This window comes from Nostoc sp. NMS2 (assembly GCF_017115105.1).
GTDB lineage: Bacteria > Cyanobacteriota > Cyanobacteriia > Cyanobacteriales > Nostocaceae > Nostoc.
The window spans coordinates 5,420-22,406 of the sequence record NZ_JABXKH010000022.1 but is presented as its reverse complement, the minus strand read 5'-3'; the positions used below and the strand labels follow the sequence as shown (position 1 = coordinate 22,406).

Below are 16,987 nucleotides of genomic sequence, written 5' to 3'. Positions count from 1 at the left end.
CTATGCGGAGTGTTCTTAAAAAAACTATGAATAATATTATTCAAGAAATCGAGAAGTTAAATAAAGATTCTAGAACTGTTAAGACAGCGCATTTTTTGGCTTTTCAAAAAAAACAAAAAATACATAGAATTTTAGGTATATGTATTATCACGATAAACGTTATAGTTCTTTCTCCTTTGTTGGAAATTTTAACACTAAAAAATATAGTATTTGTAATAAAAATTTTATCTATTATTTCAGCATCTTTAGCAGCAGCCCAAACCTTTTTTAATTATCAAAAAGAAATTGAATTACATTTAAGTGCTGGAGAAGCGTATGCAAATATTTATCGCCAATCTAGATTTCTTTTAGCACAATATACAGATAAGTTAATAGGAGAAGATGATTTTTTGAAAGATTCTCAAGCATTGCTTAAAGATTATTTAAATGCAAATAATATTTATAAAACGTGTGTGCCATCTAATAAAGAATATAGCGAAGCTGTTAAGTCAAATGAAAAACGTACTCAGTAATTAATTATTTTCTGCTCTACCTAATTAATCGCGCTTTATGTCGTGAATTGGTAGTTAAACGACATCTCTACAAAGGCTGAACACACAAGGAGTTGAGTTATTTAGCGACTTGCAAAAAGGATACAATCTCTCTTTGTTTGGTGTGTGTGCATAAAGTTGATATCACAAGATTGATAGATTATTTATTAGAAAAATCACCTAAAAAATAAATGTTATTAAATTGATATTTTGCTTGTTGAATACGAATTTTAGCTAGTTCATAAGCTTGGTTTCTAATATAGTCTAAATAGACTTTTTTAGCATCCATACCTGAAATACATCTAAAGTTTTTATCTGCCGACGCAATTTTCATTGCTTCAACTGAACCCTCAATTGTATTACCTTTTAATAAATGATAATAAAAAGTTTGATAAGCTATTAAACCCTCGTTAAATCCTAATTCATTGTCATTTCCTATTAAAATACCAAAATTTTCTCCTTCATGAAGATGCATAGCCATTTGACATCCCGAAAAACCATAACAACTACACATACAAATAATTAAATCACTTTGCATTGTTTTTATTAATACAAATAGTTTTTCTCTCAACTCTGCCCAAGTTATAAATTCCCCATTAGAAAACTGTATACAGTGTTCATTACCATGCATACTAAAGTGAAGAATAGGAAATGCTTCCTTGTTCAAGATAGTCTCATAAAGGTTTAAGGTAATTGCTTTAATGAATTCACTTTTACTATTTACATAAATATATTCATAATTAATATCCAAAAAATTTAGAGATTGTGATAACACCTGACCTAAAGCCAGATTGTTACGATTTCTAATATCTTCTGGTCGTAATGATTCAATGATATAAACGAAAAGTTGCATTTCTAATTGTCTCCTTAACAAGAAAATCAAAAAATAATAAACGGAAATGAGATTATCTCGGCATCTTTCTAAATGCACCGGCAGTAAGGCATTCAACCCTGATTAACCCAACTCGCGATCGCTTCAGGGGTGGGAAAGCAGAAGATCATGACATCCCAGTGACGAAGAAGGCAGCAAAAAATTAGCACTTACCCACTAGTGTAAATTTCTAACGCTCTCAAGTGAGCAACTGGATCAGGAGCTAATGTTCCCTACAGCTATAAACTGCCGTCATCTACTTTCATTTCAAGCATTTGTAAGCCTTGTCTTGTGAAATAATCAGTAAGTGCTGTGGTGTAATTTTCAGAAGGCTGAATATCGACAATCCTCAAAAGTTCTTTTCCAGATTTTGAGAGTGCGACTCCATGTAGATTAAATACTTGATCTTTTGGTCGTTCAGCTACTGGAAGCCAAACATAATACTTATTCTGGTACAGAAGAGGCAATCCTACCTGATAACTACCGTCTATAATCCCACCTGCAATGGATATTTTGTAATCAAAATATGAATTATAGTCAGAAATTATCAGATTATGTTCCTGCAAAATGTTTAGTTGGTCAAAGCTAAGACCATAATCCCGAAGCGCGTTTGATGCTGCATTGCGACCAAGGGATGGGACACGAGCATCTAAATAGCTATCACGAACCTTCAAACATACACATAGGGAACAAAGCTTTAGGAAGAGAGCGGCAACAGCCCTATCAAGCTCTCCCAATAGATTGACAGTTTTAATTGAAAACGAAGAAGGCTTTTGAATCTCTCCAGCCAAGATACGACCGAACAGAAGCTGCATTTCTTCGGTACTTTTCTGACTAGCTTGTTTTTCAAAGTTGTTCAACCAGTCCTCATTGATCACAGGAACTTCTGTTGCAGCATCGGGCTTTAACTTAAGAAGTGCCTCTTGTTGAATCTGGCCAGCTGCTATTTCAGAAATTTTGTTAAGGTTCACCTGCTCACGTATAATCTTCTGACCATATTTTTTTACCGCAACACGGGCAAATTCTGGATCAACATCCATTTGCGTGGCGATCTGGTCAGCGCCTGTATTGATAATCTTCAGCCGTCCTTGGGTTTCGGCACGCTTTTCCGCAGAGATCCCTTCAAAATAAGCAACCGGGATATCAATAGCTGCGGTACAAAGCTGTGCAAATGCTTTGAAAGCGTTTCTTTTAATTGGAGCAGGAATCGATGAACCTGTTATCAAATCAGTGACAGCATCTTGAGCAATTTCTATTAATCCTCGATTTGAATCTTCTTGTTCCATCGTAGTCAGACTTTTTAGCAATATAGTACATGATTAAAAACATATTTTGGCACAAGTGATTCTGCGTGTTGACGGCTATCAGGTTATTTCTGGCGTGATAGCCAGAAATAATAGTTAAACGACATCTCTTTGAAAGCGCCGACTGTAGAGCTTGTAGGTTTAGATCAACTAATTTCTATTTCCTGATCTACGTGTCAAAGCAATAGCTCCCCAATTGCTATATCTAGTCTGTTCAAAGCTTACGTATTATGGCTGTATGAGTCAGATAATCTAGATTAAAGAATAAATAATCAAGAATATAGAATATATTATGTATAATATTTGCCACACAAGCAAACTGAGTCAAATGTAAACGTGACCCAAAAACTGGCTGTCTTCAACATGAAAGGAGGGGTGGCGAAATCGACCACCGCTTACAATTTAGCTGTGGGTCTGGTCAAGTTTAAAAAGCAGCGGGTATTAGTTATTGATATTGACCCACAAGGAAACGCTAGTGCTGCACTAGGGATTCCCATCTGGCAGCTAGAATTTCAGCTAAAAGATGTGTTGCAGCACAAGGTTCCGCTAGCACAGGTACTGGTGACAACTGCTAGTGGTGTAGATGTAATACCATCTAACATCTTGCTGGCAGAAGAAGAAATTCCAATATCTGGTCGTCCAGGCAGAGAACTGCTACTCAAAAAAGCGATCGCTCCAATATTAGATAAATATAATTTTGTGCTGATAGATTGTCCGCCTAATGTGGGTGTGTTTGCCATCAACGCACTGATGGCCAGCGATGGGGTAATCATCCCAGTAGACATGAGCTATTTAGGATTGTTGGGCGTTCAAGGAATTGAACACGCCCTGACTTTGGTTAGAGATCAGCTAGATCATCCCATTGCGATAGCAGGTGTGCTGGCAACTCGGTATGACCGCAGGAACAATCTTAGTAAAGAAGTTTTGGATGCCCTAACTGAGCATTTTGGCTCAAAGATGTTTAAAACAGTGATTCCTGAGACGGTGAAAATCCGAGAAGCACCTTCTCACGGGCAATCTATTTTTGAGTACGACCCAAACGGTGTAGGTGCTTCTTCTTACCGGGAATTAGTTAATGAGGTGTATAGATGGCAGTAAATAAAAATAAGTCGCGTTCAGTTCTCGGTGCTAATCCTTTAGCAAAAGGGGTTTTTAACAAGACTGAGGTTGAAACTGAGCCACCTGAAGAAATAATCAAGAATCAAGAATCTAGATTCTTGATTAAAGGTGATAGAGAGGCAGTGAATCTGCGCCTGCCTCTCGAACTGAACGACTGGCTGAATGAACTACTAAAAAAAGGCAAGCGTCAACATGGTGCTAAAGTGCCGAAGGAAGTTTGGGTGCAAGCTGCCCTGGAGTTATTCAAAGTCATGCCCGTGAACTGGGAGGAAATTGATTCAGAAGACAGCTTACGCGCAGTTCTATTGAATCTAGAATCTAGAATAAATAATCTAGAATAAATAATCTAGTGTTTACAAGCTTTGGCAATGAGAAAACGCTTACTAACCCAAGTTGCGGGTTATTACCTTTCAGGGCAGTAGCAGTAAGAGATGCTAGAGCAAAAGCAACGGGGGCAAGGTTTTGCCCGATAATCTCACGTTGAGCCGACAAACTCGTGATCGCTGCTTCTATTTCTGAACCAGCTACAAATTTTATTTATTTAAAACTTCAGTTTCATTACTACTCGCACATTTCTACATATAAAAGCGGTAATGAAACTCTAGCGGGTCATTTTTACCTACATACTTCAGGATTTGTCCCACCTGCCTCGCAGCTCGAATGGTAATAGGTTCTCCTCGGTCAAACTGCGTATTATTCCAGTTCATCTTAGTCAGTGCCAAAATCTCCTGTGCCAGCGCTTTCGGCGTTTCTTCAACACTTTCACACCGAAACTTTAAGGGGCGTGGCACATACATCCCTGGATAAGTGGAGAAAAAATCGACACTACCCCGCGTATATAAAACGTGAGTACAATCATCCAAACTCAGTAGTGTTCCTCGCAGAGGAGGATACTTTCCGTAACGGAATAGTCTAGTTCCTCCTGTTTGATCAAAGCTGATAAACTCTGCTGTATCAATGCTATGTTTATCCAACGCATCCTGAAATCCTTCAAACTCCTCTGGGATAAATCGAGAAGTTTTATGCAGTACAACTCTTGCGGGTAAGTTACGATGTTCTCGGCGATACTTCGCCAAGGCATTAGAAAGTAAGTCTGATGCGTCTGATGCTGGAAGGTAAGGTTGGCGGTCATCTTTTGATAATTCAGCTTGCCCTCCACGCAAAATGACTCCTTCTCCCCGCTCGTTGAAAATTTGGGCGGTACTGGTTAGTATTTTTGATCGGTCAAGTGTTTTATAGAAGCTAATACCCACGTAGCAGGTGGTCAAATCTCGTGAATCTCTGACCAGTCGCCAGGGTGTTCCCAAAGCTTTGTAATATAAAGCAGTATAGAAATTCCAAGCACGGGTTGCCTCGTCCTGGATTGTCTGAGCTTTCTGTTTATGCTTGTTTTTACTTATCTTTGACTTCTTTTTTGCGTTATAGGTTGAGGGTAAGATAATTTGTGTTGGCTTTCTTAATGCCATTGCTTTTGCTTTAAATAAATCATGAAAATCTAACTCTACTTCTTTTTGATTATTTTTATTACCAGAAGTCGGTTGATTATTACTGTCAGTATTTTCTTCATCTCTAGACATTTTTTCTAATAACAATTCTGGTAATGCACATATTAAAACATCTGGACTAGTTTTTTCATCGATATATCGTAACTCCTCAATAAAAAAATTGACTGTTTCACTAATAAGTGTATTTACATCTTTAATCTGAAGAAGCTTGTCAATATCTTTATTAGATATAGTGACATTCCGTCTAGAATCCACGCTGATAGCGGCTGGTAAATTGTTTTCTTCTCCAAAGCCTGGGAATTCTGGAAAAAGGTATGGTTGCTTACTGTTCTTTGCCTCAATCCCCTGCCTGCATTTTTCGAGCCATATTCCTAAACCCTCGACTGTTTCGGATGAACCAACAAGCCCTAATTTGATATCCTTTGGGGCAGATGCACTGTCATGGTCAAGTGGTTTATAGTGCATCATCCCAAAGCGAATATCGATATGTCGCCCACCATTGCCAAACTCTAGTTCTGGTTCTTGTAAAAATTCAATCTTCATTATTTATTTTAAATAGAGGTAAATCGTTTAAAGATTCTTCTAACAATGCGGTAGTTTCATCGTCTTCATTACTTAACCAAATCAAATCGTCAATACCAACCTCAATATCAAATTCTTCAAGCTGGTCAAAAAAATGTAAAAATGGGTAATTTTGAATAAATAAATCACCTTGAGTAGGGGTAATCAAATATTCTGCCCACATTATAAGTTGACCAAATACCGCAGGATTCTTTTCAAGGCGTTTTATTCCTGAAAGATGCTCTTTCTCAAACTTATCTCTGGTGTAACCGTCCCTTGTAAAAAAGTATGTTGGTGTGATTTCGAGAAACCAGTCTGAACCGACACGTATAAACTGTCCTTCAAAAGCAGAATGTCGATAGTATGCTATTTCTTGGGAATTTTTCTTGAAGTAGGGCTGAAAAACATCTCGATGTGTTTTTTTGGAGAGACTTCGATAATAATATTGACGTGCTGATAAGTCGTTAGTAGGTTTGAAATAGTAGCACTTTTTCTTTTGGTCAAACGATAAGTCTCCTTTGACCTTCTCGCGCAGCACCTTGTTAAGTAACCACACAAATTCCTGCTGACGTTCCAGCCGATTTGATAGTGACCATTCGTCTACGTCATGCTGCTCAACAGTTCCCAAATCGCAGATTTCTGTCCAAGGAGCTTGGCGCAAATCATGGAAACTAAGTATGAAATTTTCTTTCAACAACCACTCCTGCCCAAAATTTCGACCTACTTTTTGAAGCGCTGAATAAGCTTTAGATTCATCCTCTGTAAAGGTGTAAGCAGTGTAGAGATGTTCCGCAAGTTGAGAGACTCGCAGCAGATTGGAGTACAATTTTTCTAACTTTGGTCGTGGTGCAAGGTAAAGCCCTGAGTTTTGGGGAACAGCCAGTTTTATCAGCGTATCTCTGGCGTTGACATTAAAACGATTTAAACGCTTATCGAATGTAACCTTTTTGGATTGCCGTCGCTTTGCATCGCAGAAGTAATCCTTAACAGCAACCCAAAAAGCTTCCCTAGTTGAGGTTTTGACAACAATCAGAATAACTGGGGCGTTGCCTTGTAGCCAGTAGTCAATATCTCTTTCCTCACATCGATACTCAAAGCTGTTTTCATTTTCTGCTTGAAGAAGAGCCTTTTGAGTAGCTTTACTTTGAACTTGAATGATACAGTTTGTGACCTCGCCTGTCTGGAAATCACGGATTTCAATAATGCCGTCAATACCTGCTTCCACACCTCCAGTTGGATACCAGAGGAATCCCATTTCCAGGACGACATCTTCAATAATATTGATGCCTTGCTGTCCGATTATGTCAGATTGACCGATTTTCTTCCTGGCCACTTGGCTATTTTGAAATAGGCAACAACTAATACATAGGTACTATATCATAACCAAAAAAAATTGCGTGAGCAAAGTATCTTATTTTATTTTTAGTAAGTGTATTATTGTAAGAAATATAAAATTTTAGCGTAGAAATAGCATTTTATTTTTACTAGTCTGTAGATAAATCATCGCCTAACTAGAATAATAGTCAATGCTATCTAAGGTCTAACTCAAGCCGCTCCAAACTTTTTCCCTACAGTTTCATTAAAAGAGCGCACGATGGAGATGATTTGGTCGGCATCGTCAGCCTCAAAGACTCCATCTAGACCTTCATAATGCAAATCAGTGAATGGTGGTTCATAGAGTAGCCCTGCATCCATGACACCGTTTTGGGTTAGGTAATCAATGATAGTTTCCACGAAGCGGATTTGATTGGCGTTGAAAGTGCTGCCCTCCAGGTATTGAGCGAAGGCTTGCTTGGCTGTGTTTCGATCTAACCCCACGAGTTCGCGGATGAACAGCTTGAGGCTGAGATTTTTTCCATAGACTGACTCGAAACGCTCCCGGCTTTCAATCGCTGCTGCACCAAAGAGCATTGACTCCAAAGATGTTAAATCAGCATCGGTCAAGGGAACATTGCGTTTGAGCTTTGCGATCGCTATGTGGTTTGACTGTTCTCGAATATATGCCTCAACTTTCTTGCGATACTGGTAAGGGCTGAAACCAGTTTGTAGGATAGGGATATTAACCTCTGTTACCTCTCCTAGCACATCCTGAAAGTCGGTGTAGACAATGCGCTGTTCTTGAGGGTCAATGAATTTAATTAAATCCCGGATTTGACGGCGCATTTGGTCAATCATCCCTGGTGTGACATCTGACCACCATGCTTCTGTCTGGATGTCTGCTATGAGCGCGAGTTTTACCTTGACCATTGGGATAGTCTGCTTTTCTTCTAGGCGGTGCAGCAAATCCCGTACTTGGTCGCGGAGTTTGATAAAGTCTGGGGAATTTTTAAGAATCGCCAATTGCAGTTTGACACAAAGCAGGTCAAAGCGTTTAGCGAGATGATTTTCCTGTGGTAGACCATTGGGAAGTTTGGCTAAGGATTCAGTGATGTCATCGATGTCTGTTTCATCTAATTGATGCCAACGCTGGCGATCTGAAAACTCCTCTACCTGTTGCAGATGACGGCGAACTAAAAAGTTATCTCGCGCCATCGTCGCCACATGCTGATGCAGGTCATCCAGCAGCGTACCCCGCAGTTCGGCAAGTTCCGGGTTGCTGGTTTCTTGTTGGCGTAGTAACTCACTCAACTCTAGGCGAGTTCTGACCAAGTAGGTAGTGAGGGTTTCGGGGGGTTTGGTATCAGCTTCGGCGATTTGCTGGTTGAAGAAATCGAAGTTACTGCACAGGTCAAAGACCAAAAACTCGGTCTTGTCGTCACCCACACCGAACAGATTCGGGCAGAGGCGAGTTCCGCGTCCAATCATTTGGTTGAACTTGACCCGTGAGTACACAGGTTTGAAGAAAACAAGATTGACCACTTCGGGAACATCTACCCCTGTGTCCAGCATATCTACAGAAACGGCAATGGTCGGTTCCTTGTTGACTGTGGAAAAGTCATCTAATAGGTTCTGGGCATAGGAATTGTGGCTGTCAATCACCTGGGCAAACTTCCCTTGATAGTGGGGATAGTTGGTATTGAAGCGTTTAACAATGAACTCAGCGTGATTGTGGTTACGAGCGAAAATGATGGTTTTGCCCAGGCGATCGCCTCCATCCACTTTTAGCCCCCGTTCCATGACTAACTCTAATGCCTGATCTACTGTGTTGATATTAAACAGCCACTGATTCAGGGCGGCGGCGTTTACTTGGTCAGGAATGGCCCCTGTCTCTTCGTCTCTAAATCGCTCCTCGTATTCCTGCTGTTCTTCGGGGGAGAGGTCTGCATATCTAATACCCCTGCGGAGGAATCTAAAAGGCACTTCCACACCTCTGGCGGGAACGAGGTAGCCGTCACTGATGGCATCTGAGAGTTCGTAAGCAAAGGAAGGGACTCCAGGCTCTAGATCAAAGATGCGGTAGGTGTCGCGGTATACTTCGTCGCGGGGGGTGGCGGTTAGTCCCACCAACAGCCCATCAAAATATTCAAATAGGGCGCGGTACTTTTTGTAAATTGAGCGGTGAGCTTCATCTACGATGACCAAATCAAAATGACCCGGCCCGAAAATTCTTTGACTTCCATCACTGCGATCGATGCGGTTAAGCATTGTAGGATAGGTGGAAAGCACCACGTTCGCGCTATGTGCGTCGCCGCCTTTTGTTATATCTACGGCTGTGGCTGTGGGAAGATGGGACTTAAAAACACGTAGAGCTTGGGTAAGGAGAGCATTACGATCGGCGAGGAACAGCACCCGCTTCACCCAATTAGCCCGCATCAACAGATCAACAAGTGCGATCGCTGTCCGAGTTTTTCCTGTACCAGTGGCCATCACCAGCAGAGCCTTACGTCCTTTTTTTTCATCAAAGGTTTCGGTAATGCGGCGAATGGCTTCCCTTTGGTAGCTGCGCTCAACAATACTGGGGGTGATTTGCACCAAATGCAGACGCTTGCGGTGGGTGCGTCCAAAAATTAGGCGCTCTAGCTCGTCTTTTTTCAAAAAGCCTTGGATTTCGCGGGGTGGATAATTCAGGTCGTCCCAAATCCAATAGTCGTAGCCGTTGGTGTAGAAGATGACGGGGCGCTGACCAAAGCGATTTTCTAGGCAATCAGCATAGAGTTTGGCTTGGTGTTTTCCAGCTTCAGGGCTTTTACAGGTGCGTTTGGCTTCCACCAGAGCCAGGGGTTTACCATCATCCCCCCAAAGCACATAGTCCACCCGTCCTTTACCTGTATCGTTGGGCATTCCCTGAACTTCGTACTCAGTCCACCCGGCTTGGCCGATGTTCCACCCAGCTTCTTTAAGCAGCACATCAATTAAATAGTGGCGGGTTTCTTCTTCGTTGTAATTATGGTTGTCGGGGACTGCTGCATTCTGCTGTTTCAGTGCTGCAATTTCTCCTTGCAGAACTGCCAGTTCTTGCTCTGTTTGCTGTTGTCGAGCTTCGGCTATGCGGCGCATCTCGTCAGCTTGGGAAAGTTGCGCTTCTAAGGTTTGCAACTGTTGCAGAGAAAGGTCAGGGGCGCTGGTGGCAGTGGGATAGGGGATAAGATTGCGGTCAAAGTTAACAGTCGGGTGATTTTTAGCGTCTGAGGAGTAGGAACGGGAGAACCAGTATAGGAAATGGAACAGTTCTTCAACTAAATGCAGTGCGTCCTTTTCTTTGATGGGAGTGGATTCGTGGACGGCGATGTTACCGACTTTGTGGATGGTGCGGATTTTGGGGAACAGTCCCGGTTTTAGGTTATCTTGAAAGGTTTGCTCGTGGATGAGGGCGCTGAGTTTGGTGTCGTAGGGAATTTGCAAATAGGGTTCATGATCATAAAGCCAAAGAACCGCTTGCTCTAGGGTGAAGCGTGTATAGAAGCAGCTGGCACGGGGGGCAGTATAAACTAGGGTTTCGGCGTGGGTGGCGTGTTTAAACAGGTCGGGGTAACGGTCGCCCAGAAAATCAAAGTTGGATGCCATAAATCCCCGCTCACTCCCACTAATTACCACTAATGCTTTATTTTACAGTGTAAACTGTTGCTAAGTGGCTCAGTGTATTCCTCAAGATAATTAGGGAAGACTAAAGAATAAATTATTCAATTTATCTTTCCCATGTAACGATAATTGTGGTGTGAAATGGGGTGTAAATTGTGAGTTTTGACAACGTTTGTAAGGTTTTAGCTGAAAAATACCCAACAGAATTTGTGAGTTGGTTACTGGCTGAAGCACCAACAAAAGTTAAGGTACTGAAGACCGAATTGAGTTTAGAACCAATTCGTGCAGATTCTGTGACTTTTCTGCAAACAGCCAATCGAATTTTACACATCGAATTTCAAACCCGTACCATCTCAAATCCTCCGCTTCCATTCAGGATGCTGGATTATTCAGTGAGGTTAATACGTCAATATAATGTCCCTGTCACCCAGGTAGTAATTTTTTTGCAAGAAACAAATAACGAAATTGCTTTTACCGAAGAATATGTTTCGGAGACAACAACTCACCGTTATCGAGTCCTGCGGATGTGGGAACAAGAATCAGCACTATTTCTTGATAACCCTGCATTATTACCTTTAGCACCATTAACCCAAACAACCTCACCGCAAAGGTTGTTATCGCAGGTTGCCCAGAGTGTTGCTAGAATTCCTGATAGGAATACTAGGCAGGATATTGCGGCTTACGCAGAGATTTTAGCTGGTTTAAAGTTTGAAAAGGAATTGATTCGGCAATTTTTAAGAGAGGATGTCATGCAAGAGTCAGTAATTTATCAGGATATTTTACAAAAGGGACAACAACAGGGACAACAACTTGAAGCTTTTCGGTTTTTAATGCGTCAATTAAATCGGCGTTTTGGTGAGATAGATGCATCGATAATTGAGCGGATTCGAGGATTGTCTACTGAACAATTGGAAGTACTGGGTGAGGAATTTATGGATTTTTCTGCAATATCTGATTTGGTAACTTTATTAGAACAGCAGGAAAATAGTTAAAATTTTCACCACAAGCTCAGGAATTGATTTGTCAATTTTTAAGCGAGGATGTGATGCAAGAGTCGGTAATTTATCAGGATATTTTACAGAAGGGAAAGCAACAAGAAGCTCTTACTTTTTGTATGTCTTTACTTGAGGAACGCTTTAGTAATATTGATGCGTCAATTATTGAGCAAGTCTAAGTTTTAAACAAGGAACAGTTAGAAGCTTTAGGTAGAGAGCTTTTGAGAATTTCATCAATAGCTGATTTAGTAATTTGGTTAAAGCAACAGGAAAGTCAGTCTTGAAATTCGGAACTTCATGCTTTAAGCTTCATCATTTAAAATTGATTCCAGGATTTCCGGTGTTAATCCTCGCTCTTGTGCTTCAAGGCTAATTTTATCCATCGTGTTTCTCAAGCGTACAATGGCTTTTTGTCTGCTCATTGTAAATTGAGACTGCATAATTGCTGCAATTTTAAGCTGCAATTGTTCTCGCTCTTCTTCAGAGGCATTGCGGTATGCTTCCGCTATCTCTGAGGAAACTTTGATGGTAATTTCTTCTTTAGTAATCATGGCTTGTTCGCTTCCATAATTTCTCATCTTTAATCATGTTACTTCTTTGGCTTAGAGTTCTCCCTGGAAAGCTCTTTGGAGTAAAGAGTTAAATAGATATTCGTCCCTAGTCAATGCAGTTGTTTGATTAGTCAATGCAGACTGATAACACAACCAGAAAGCATCGAAGTGTAGCTGTTTCTCCATTGGTGGAAGTGGCACTTGAAAGGAACAAACCTGATTTAGGTTAAGCCCTGGCTTAGTCTGCCCATATTGCATACTAGCAATCTGCCGCTGTCCACCAGATGATGTTGAAAGAAAAAATGACAGGTATTGAGGTGAAATGGTCTGTCTGGGGCGAAGAATTGATACATGTTGTGAGATGTAAGCAGTTCCAAACCCCTTGGGTACAGGAGCTACTCTTCCGATACGTGAACCTGTCATAGTAAGCAGGACATCACCATCTTCAACACGGGCACGTTTAGCTTCTGAATTGTTCGGCGCATTCACGAACACAGCATCAGAATCTGAGATAAAATTCATTCTGACATCAAGCGAGCGAATGAAACGCTCCCCGTTATCAGAATAGTACTTTGCCCATCCACGGGGGCCACTTGTAACAAATGAAAGATGGTTTCCGAGGTCTACCACCTCCCACCCCTTTGGATTTGTAGCGGGGTCGCCGAATATTTCCAGGAAAGCTGATCGCAGTAATTCTTCAGTAAGAGCGATGGCTTCTTTGCGCTTCCGACGAACAGCATCAGCTTTGTCGAGAATGGCAGCAATGCGGCGCTGTTCTTCAAGAGGAGGGAGAGGAATATGGAGTTCTTGAAACCGACTTTTATTCACAATCGCTACGGTCGTAGATGGAGCCATGTGTTCAAGGATCGGTTTTAAAGTTCTGCAATAGTGATAGCCGTAGCGAGGCTCAACTCTCGTTCTATCAAAGACCAATGCATTAATTTGCTGATTAAATGCAGCCTTACAGCCGGTAATTCCTACTTTTCCAAGTGAAGCAATACAGCAAACAAGCACTGCACCTTCAGGAATAACTCGTGCTTTCGATTCACCTAATGTTGAAAGGGTCGTGGACGCTTCGGTGATTGGTTGAGCAGTATCTAACTCTCCTGGAGTGATAAAGGGCAAATCACCCCCATAGCTTGTTTGATCTGACGTAGGAGGAGTCGATCCAGTAATGACCTGTGCAACATCACAGAATCGAAGTTTACTCCAAGAAGGTGGAAGAGTATATCTCATTATCCTAGCAACTCCTCCAAAGTATCCAAATCCGCCCGAATCTCATCCTCTAAATCTCGCAGCTTCTGCAAAATCACCTTGGGCGGCTCATACTTCACTTCTTCATACTCAATTTTTTTATAGCGGTTAATCGAAAGGTCATAACCATTGGCTTTAATCTCTTCCTTGGGAACAAAGAACGCCTTGCCTGTGCGGTCTTTATGCTGCTGAGGATTTCGCACCTTCCACCGTTGCAACAAATCGGGGATATCGTTCTCTTCCACTGGTTGACGCTTATCATCCAGTGATAAACCATCCGCCTCCATGTCGTAAAACCAAACGTAATCCGTCCCCCCTGCATCCGTCTTGGTAAAAATCAGCACCGCCGTAGACACCCCCGCATAGGGCTTAAACACCCCGGAAGGCATGGAAATCACTCCATCCAGTTTATGTTCCTCGACTAACACCTCCCGAATCTTTTTATGTGCCGTCGAGGAACCAAACAGCACCCCATCCGGCTCAATCACCGCCGCCCGTCCGCCAATTTTCAACAGACGCAAAAACAGGGCGATGAACAACAGTTCGGTTTTGGTCGTCGAAATCACCTTAGTCAGATCCTTCGCAATGGTAGATTTCTCCAGCGACCCCTTAAACGGCGGATTTGCCAGAATCAACGTAAACGCCTCAGTAATACCTGCATGGTCTTCTGAAAGTGAATCCCGCGCCTCAATCTTGGGGTTTTCAATACCATGTAGCATTAAATTCATGCTACCTATGCGTAACATTGTCCCGTCAAAGTCAAAGCCGTGGAACATCTCTTGATTGAAGTGTTCCCAGTTTCCCGGCGCATTTAGGACGAGGTTGCGATCGCTATCCTTCAACTCGCGCAGATACTCAGCCGCCGCCACCAAAAAGCCCGCTGTGCCACAAGCTGGGTCACAGATAATTTCCCTTGGCCCAGGTGCCATCAGATCCACCATCATTTTAATGATGTGCCGGGGTGTGCGAAACTGCCCATTCGTACCTGCTGTGGTCAGCTTGGAAAGCATATACTCATACAAATCGCCCTTGGTATCCCGGTCTTCCATTGGGATTTGGTCAATTTGTCCCACCACATTTGACAGCAGTGCTGGGTTAGCAATCAAAAAAACAGCATCTTTCATGTGGCGAACATAGGCACTCTCTGCCGCACTTGCCCCCAGAGTTTTGATGAACGGGAAAGCCTCATCCCGCACAATCCGCAACATCTCTTCAGAATCGGTGAGGTTTTTGAAGTAAGACCAGCGGCAACGCTGCTGATACGGCGAGAAAGTGGGGTTACTAACGGGTCTATCTAGCCTTTGGGCTTTCTTCTCCTTGCCTAACTCCAGATCATCCAAGCGCTTGATGAACAACAGGTAAGAGATTTGCTCGATTACTGAAAGGGGATTACTAATCCCGTTATTCCAAAAAGTTGTCCAAAGGCGATCTACCTTTGACTTCATCTCACCTGTGATCATCCATTTAACTCCAGAGGGAAACGCTCTGTGTACTTCCACAACAGCGCTGTATACAAAGACTCAATGTGTTAGTTAATCCTACACTATAGAATCAATAGCTTATGCTTAAATCAGTTTCTGTAATTTTTGTGCTTCCAACTTTTGCAATTACTGGGTAGGTCGAAAGTATACTAGCCTCGCCCCATCCGCTTCTAGCTGTTCCTGCTGGGTGTGTCCACGAGTTCGTCGGGTCAACATGAAATCATCGACTAAAACCCCTAAAGCGTTGCTTTTGCTCCAGTTCCTCTTGCTGCTGTTCAATAAGAATCTCATTCCAAGTTAGCCCGCTAGGTGCAATTCTTTTAGCCTGGGGTAACTTTTCCTGAACGACCTGGGCAGCATCATTTCCTTGATCATCATTATTAAATGCCAGCCCAATTCTGCTGATATTTCTGAGAAGTTCTACTGGCAAGTTATCCGGGTCATCCACGGCCATGTACATTGTTCTAACTGGTGGTTGCCCCTTGTGTTCATTCCTGTCAATCTCTGCCATTGTCAACGCATCAATGGGGGAGTCACACAAAAATACTCTCTCGATTTTGTCGTCTGCCTCTCCACCCAATTTCAGGTGAAACCACCCCTGAGAGCGATCGCCTCCGGCGGGGCGTAGCCCATCGCTGTTTTCGGGGTACTCCGTACAACGATTGTCAAGACGTGCGGTATCCCAAAGCAGTGCGCCTGACTTTTCACCGTTTAAATCCCGCTTGATAAAGACAACATTTCGGTGCTGGTCTATGTAACCCAACCCCTGCTGCTGTAATGGGTGTACAAGGAAGTTTGTTATACCGCGTTTTTGAGTCAAGAAATGCTGTAATACTGGGCGTAGGCTTTCATCCTCTGGCGGTGGTGTAAACTGGGGTTGTTCTTGTAAGTGTGCCAGTTGATTGTTAGCAATTAGTACCAATTCTCTGGCTTCATCAGTAGTCCATCCGGCTGGACTGGCAAAGATAATTTCTTCAACCTCCTCAAATGGCTTATTATCTAATAACGCCCGTATAGCAATTTCTTTATCTCGGTCAGTCACTAATAAGTTTTGCAAGTCAGCGCTGTAATATTTATATAACTCGGCTGAAAGATTATCTTTTAGCTTTGGTTCATCTGTAGTTATAGTTGGAGTTTGATTAAGAGCAACTGCATTCACTGGTTTTTGTGATCTATGGAGTTGCTCTAAATAAACAATCGCTGCTTCCAGGTTGTCGAATATGGTTCTTCCGGCTTCTAGCTGGTGCTGATTTTGAGAAAGTTGTTGCGTTAATTCTAATACTGTTTCAGTTAATGCTGAAGAGATAGTCGATTGCTCAATATAATCAAAGATTGATAAAATAGCTTTGTTTTCTGCGTGAGATTGCAACTCAGCCGTAACTGCTTCATCAAAGTCATTGAATGTAGTTTTATCTTGAACTAGTTGCTCTTTGTATTGAGACAGTTGCTCTGTTAATCCTAATACTGTTTCAGTTAAAGCTGACTCGATAGTTGATTGCTCAATATAATCAAAGATTGATAAAATAGCTCTCTTCTCTGCATGAGATTGTAACTCAGCCGTCAATACTGTTTCAAAGTCATTGAATGTAGTTTTCGCTTCAAGTAGCTGCTGATGATATTGAGAAACTTGCTGTGTTAATCCTAATACTGCTTGGCTTAAAGCTGACTCGATAGCTGATTGCTCAATATAATCAAAGATTGATAAAATGGTTTTCTGATCTGCATGGGATTGCAACTCAGCCGTAAATGCTTCATCAAAGTCATTGAATGTAGTTTTATCTTGAACTAGTTGCTCTTTGTATTGAGACAGTTGCTCTGTTAATCCTAATACTGTTTCAGTTAAAGCTGACTCGATAG

13 protein-coding genes and 2 pseudogenes are annotated in these 16,987 nt (G+C 41.9%); 5 read left to right on the top strand and 10 right to left on the bottom strand.

From position 1 onward, the window contains the following. The first annotated feature begins 26 nt into the window (after window positions 1-26). Complete coding sequence (locus tag HWQ36_RS01635; protein WP_292697400.1) at window positions 27-512, top strand: SLATT domain-containing protein; 486 nt, start codon at window positions 27-29, stop codon at window positions 510-512. Between the two features lie 178 nt (window positions 513-690). Here HWQ36_RS01635 and HWQ36_RS01630 read toward each other — a convergent pair whose 3' ends face one another. After that, on the bottom strand, window positions 691-1,383 hold the full coding sequence (locus HWQ36_RS01630; protein ID WP_292697398.1) for a hypothetical protein: 693 nt from the start codon (window positions 1,381-1,383) through the stop codon (window positions 691-693). A gap of 257 nt (window positions 1,384-1,640) precedes the next feature. Then, window positions 1,641-2,687: a DUF2806 domain-containing protein gene (locus HWQ36_RS01625; protein ID WP_292697396.1), complete on the bottom strand. Its 1,047-nt coding sequence runs from the start codon at window positions 2,685-2,687 to the stop codon at window positions 1,641-1,643. 354 nt (window positions 2,688-3,041) lie between these two features. On the opposite strand from HWQ36_RS01625, the gene HWQ36_RS01620 reads away from it, so the two are divergent. Both HWQ36_RS01620 and HWQ36_RS01615 read left to right on the top strand, forming a co-directional pair. Next, entirely contained in the window at window positions 3,042-3,803 is a 762-nt protein-coding gene (locus HWQ36_RS01620) for a ParA family protein (RefSeq protein WP_292697394.1), read from the top strand. Continuing rightward, window positions 3,794-4,165, top strand: coding sequence for a hypothetical protein (locus tag HWQ36_RS01615; protein WP_292697392.1), 372 nt, complete (start codon window positions 3,794-3,796; stop codon window positions 4,163-4,165). Before HWQ36_RS01620 ends, HWQ36_RS01615 begins: the two co-directional genes overlap by 10 nt. A gap of 234 nt (window positions 4,166-4,399) precedes the next feature. On the opposite strand, the gene HWQ36_RS01610 is transcribed toward HWQ36_RS01615, so the two are convergent. The 3 genes from HWQ36_RS01610 to HWQ36_RS01600 all read right to left on the bottom strand — a co-directional run bounded on the left by HWQ36_RS01610 (window position 4,400) and on the right by HWQ36_RS01600 (window position 10,834). Continuing rightward, window positions 4,400-5,872 carry a hypothetical protein gene (locus tag HWQ36_RS01610; protein WP_292697390.1) on the bottom strand — a complete coding sequence of 491 codons (1,473 nt, stop codon included), beginning with the start codon at window positions 5,870-5,872 and terminating at the stop codon, window positions 4,400-4,402. Further along, the gene (locus HWQ36_RS01605) at window positions 5,862-7,223 is read right to left on the bottom strand and encodes a DUF4365 domain-containing protein (protein WP_292697388.1); all 1,362 of its coding nucleotides are present in this window, start codon (window positions 7,221-7,223) and stop codon (window positions 5,862-5,864) included. Before HWQ36_RS01605 ends, HWQ36_RS01610 begins: the two co-directional genes overlap by 11 nt. 212 nt (window positions 7,224-7,435) lie before the next feature. Further along, window positions 7,436-10,834 carry a DEAD/DEAH box helicase family protein gene (locus HWQ36_RS01600; protein ID WP_292697386.1) on the bottom strand — a complete coding sequence of 1,133 codons (3,399 nt, stop codon included), beginning with the start codon at window positions 10,832-10,834 and terminating at the stop codon, window positions 7,436-7,438. A gap of 170 nt (window positions 10,835-11,004) precedes the next feature. Between HWQ36_RS01600 and HWQ36_RS01595 the strand changes: the two genes are divergently transcribed. Further along, window positions 11,005-11,841: an Rpn family recombination-promoting nuclease/putative transposase gene (locus HWQ36_RS01595; RefSeq protein WP_292697384.1), complete on the top strand. Its 837-nt coding sequence runs from the start codon at window positions 11,005-11,007 to the stop codon at window positions 11,839-11,841. A 197-nt stretch (window positions 11,842-12,038) separates the two neighbouring features. Further along, window positions 12,039-12,128 (top strand): annotated as a pseudogene (locus HWQ36_RS01590) (hypothetical protein); the annotation flags it as partial. An 18-nt stretch (window positions 12,129-12,146) separates the two neighbouring features. On the opposite strand, the gene HWQ36_RS01585 reads toward HWQ36_RS01590, so the two are convergent. From HWQ36_RS01585 to HWQ36_RS01570, 5 genes and pseudogenes are all read right to left on the bottom strand, one after another. Continuing rightward, window positions 12,147-12,422 (bottom strand): hypothetical protein, encoded by a 276-nt coding sequence (locus HWQ36_RS01585; protein ID WP_292697382.1) that lies wholly within the window; start codon window positions 12,420-12,422, stop codon window positions 12,147-12,149. A 24-nt stretch (window positions 12,423-12,446) separates the two neighbouring features. Then, a complete protein-coding gene (locus tag HWQ36_RS01580) occupies window positions 12,447-13,250 on the bottom strand; it encodes a restriction endonuclease subunit S (protein WP_292697380.1) in 804 nt (267 codons plus the stop codon). A 213-nt stretch (window positions 13,251-13,463) separates the two neighbouring features. Beyond that, window positions 13,464-13,631: pseudogene (locus tag HWQ36_RS34305) on the bottom strand (hypothetical protein); the annotation flags it as partial. Next, entirely contained in the window at window positions 13,631-15,094 is a 1,464-nt protein-coding gene (locus HWQ36_RS01575) for a class I SAM-dependent DNA methyltransferase (RefSeq protein ID WP_292697378.1), read from the bottom strand. The pseudogene HWQ36_RS34305 and the gene HWQ36_RS01575, both read right to left, overlap by 1 nt. A 256-nt stretch (window positions 15,095-15,350) precedes the next feature. Continuing rightward, window positions 15,351-16,987 (bottom strand): DUF3991 domain-containing protein (locus tag HWQ36_RS01570; protein ID WP_366828199.1); only part of this gene is annotated, 1,637 nt, incomplete at its 5' end.

Excerpts from the sequence above, each read along its gene's own strand:
- HWQ36_RS01585 (WP_292697382.1), bottom strand. The coding sequence starts at position 12,422 with ATGAGAAATTATGGAAGCGAACAAGCCATGATTACTAAAGAAGAAATT.
- HWQ36_RS01580 (WP_292697380.1), bottom strand. The coding sequence starts at position 13,250 with ATGGCTCCATCTACGACCGTAGCGATTGTGAATAAAAGTCGGTTTCAA.
- HWQ36_RS01625 (WP_292697396.1), bottom strand. The coding sequence starts at position 2,687 with ATGGAACAAGAAGATTCAAATCGAGGATTAATAGAAATTGCTCAAGAT.
- HWQ36_RS01630 (WP_292697398.1), bottom strand. The coding sequence starts at position 1,383 with ATGCAACTTTTCGTTTATATCATTGAATCATTACGACCAGAAGATATT.
- HWQ36_RS01575 (WP_292697378.1), bottom strand. The coding sequence starts at position 15,094 with ATGAAGTCAAAGGTAGATCGCCTTTGGACAACTTTTTGGAATAACGGG.
- HWQ36_RS01635 (WP_292697400.1), top strand. The coding sequence starts at position 27 with ATGAATAATATTATTCAAGAAATCGAGAAGTTAAATAAAGATTCTAGA.
- HWQ36_RS01600 (WP_292697386.1), bottom strand. The coding sequence starts at position 10,834 with ATGGCATCCAACTTTGATTTTCTGGGCGACCGTTACCCCGACCTGTTT.
- HWQ36_RS01610 (WP_292697390.1), bottom strand. The coding sequence starts at position 5,872 with ATGAAGATTGAATTTTTACAAGAACCAGAACTAGAGTTTGGCAATGGT.
- HWQ36_RS01615 (WP_292697392.1), top strand. The coding sequence starts at position 3,794 with ATGGCAGTAAATAAAAATAAGTCGCGTTCAGTTCTCGGTGCTAATCCT.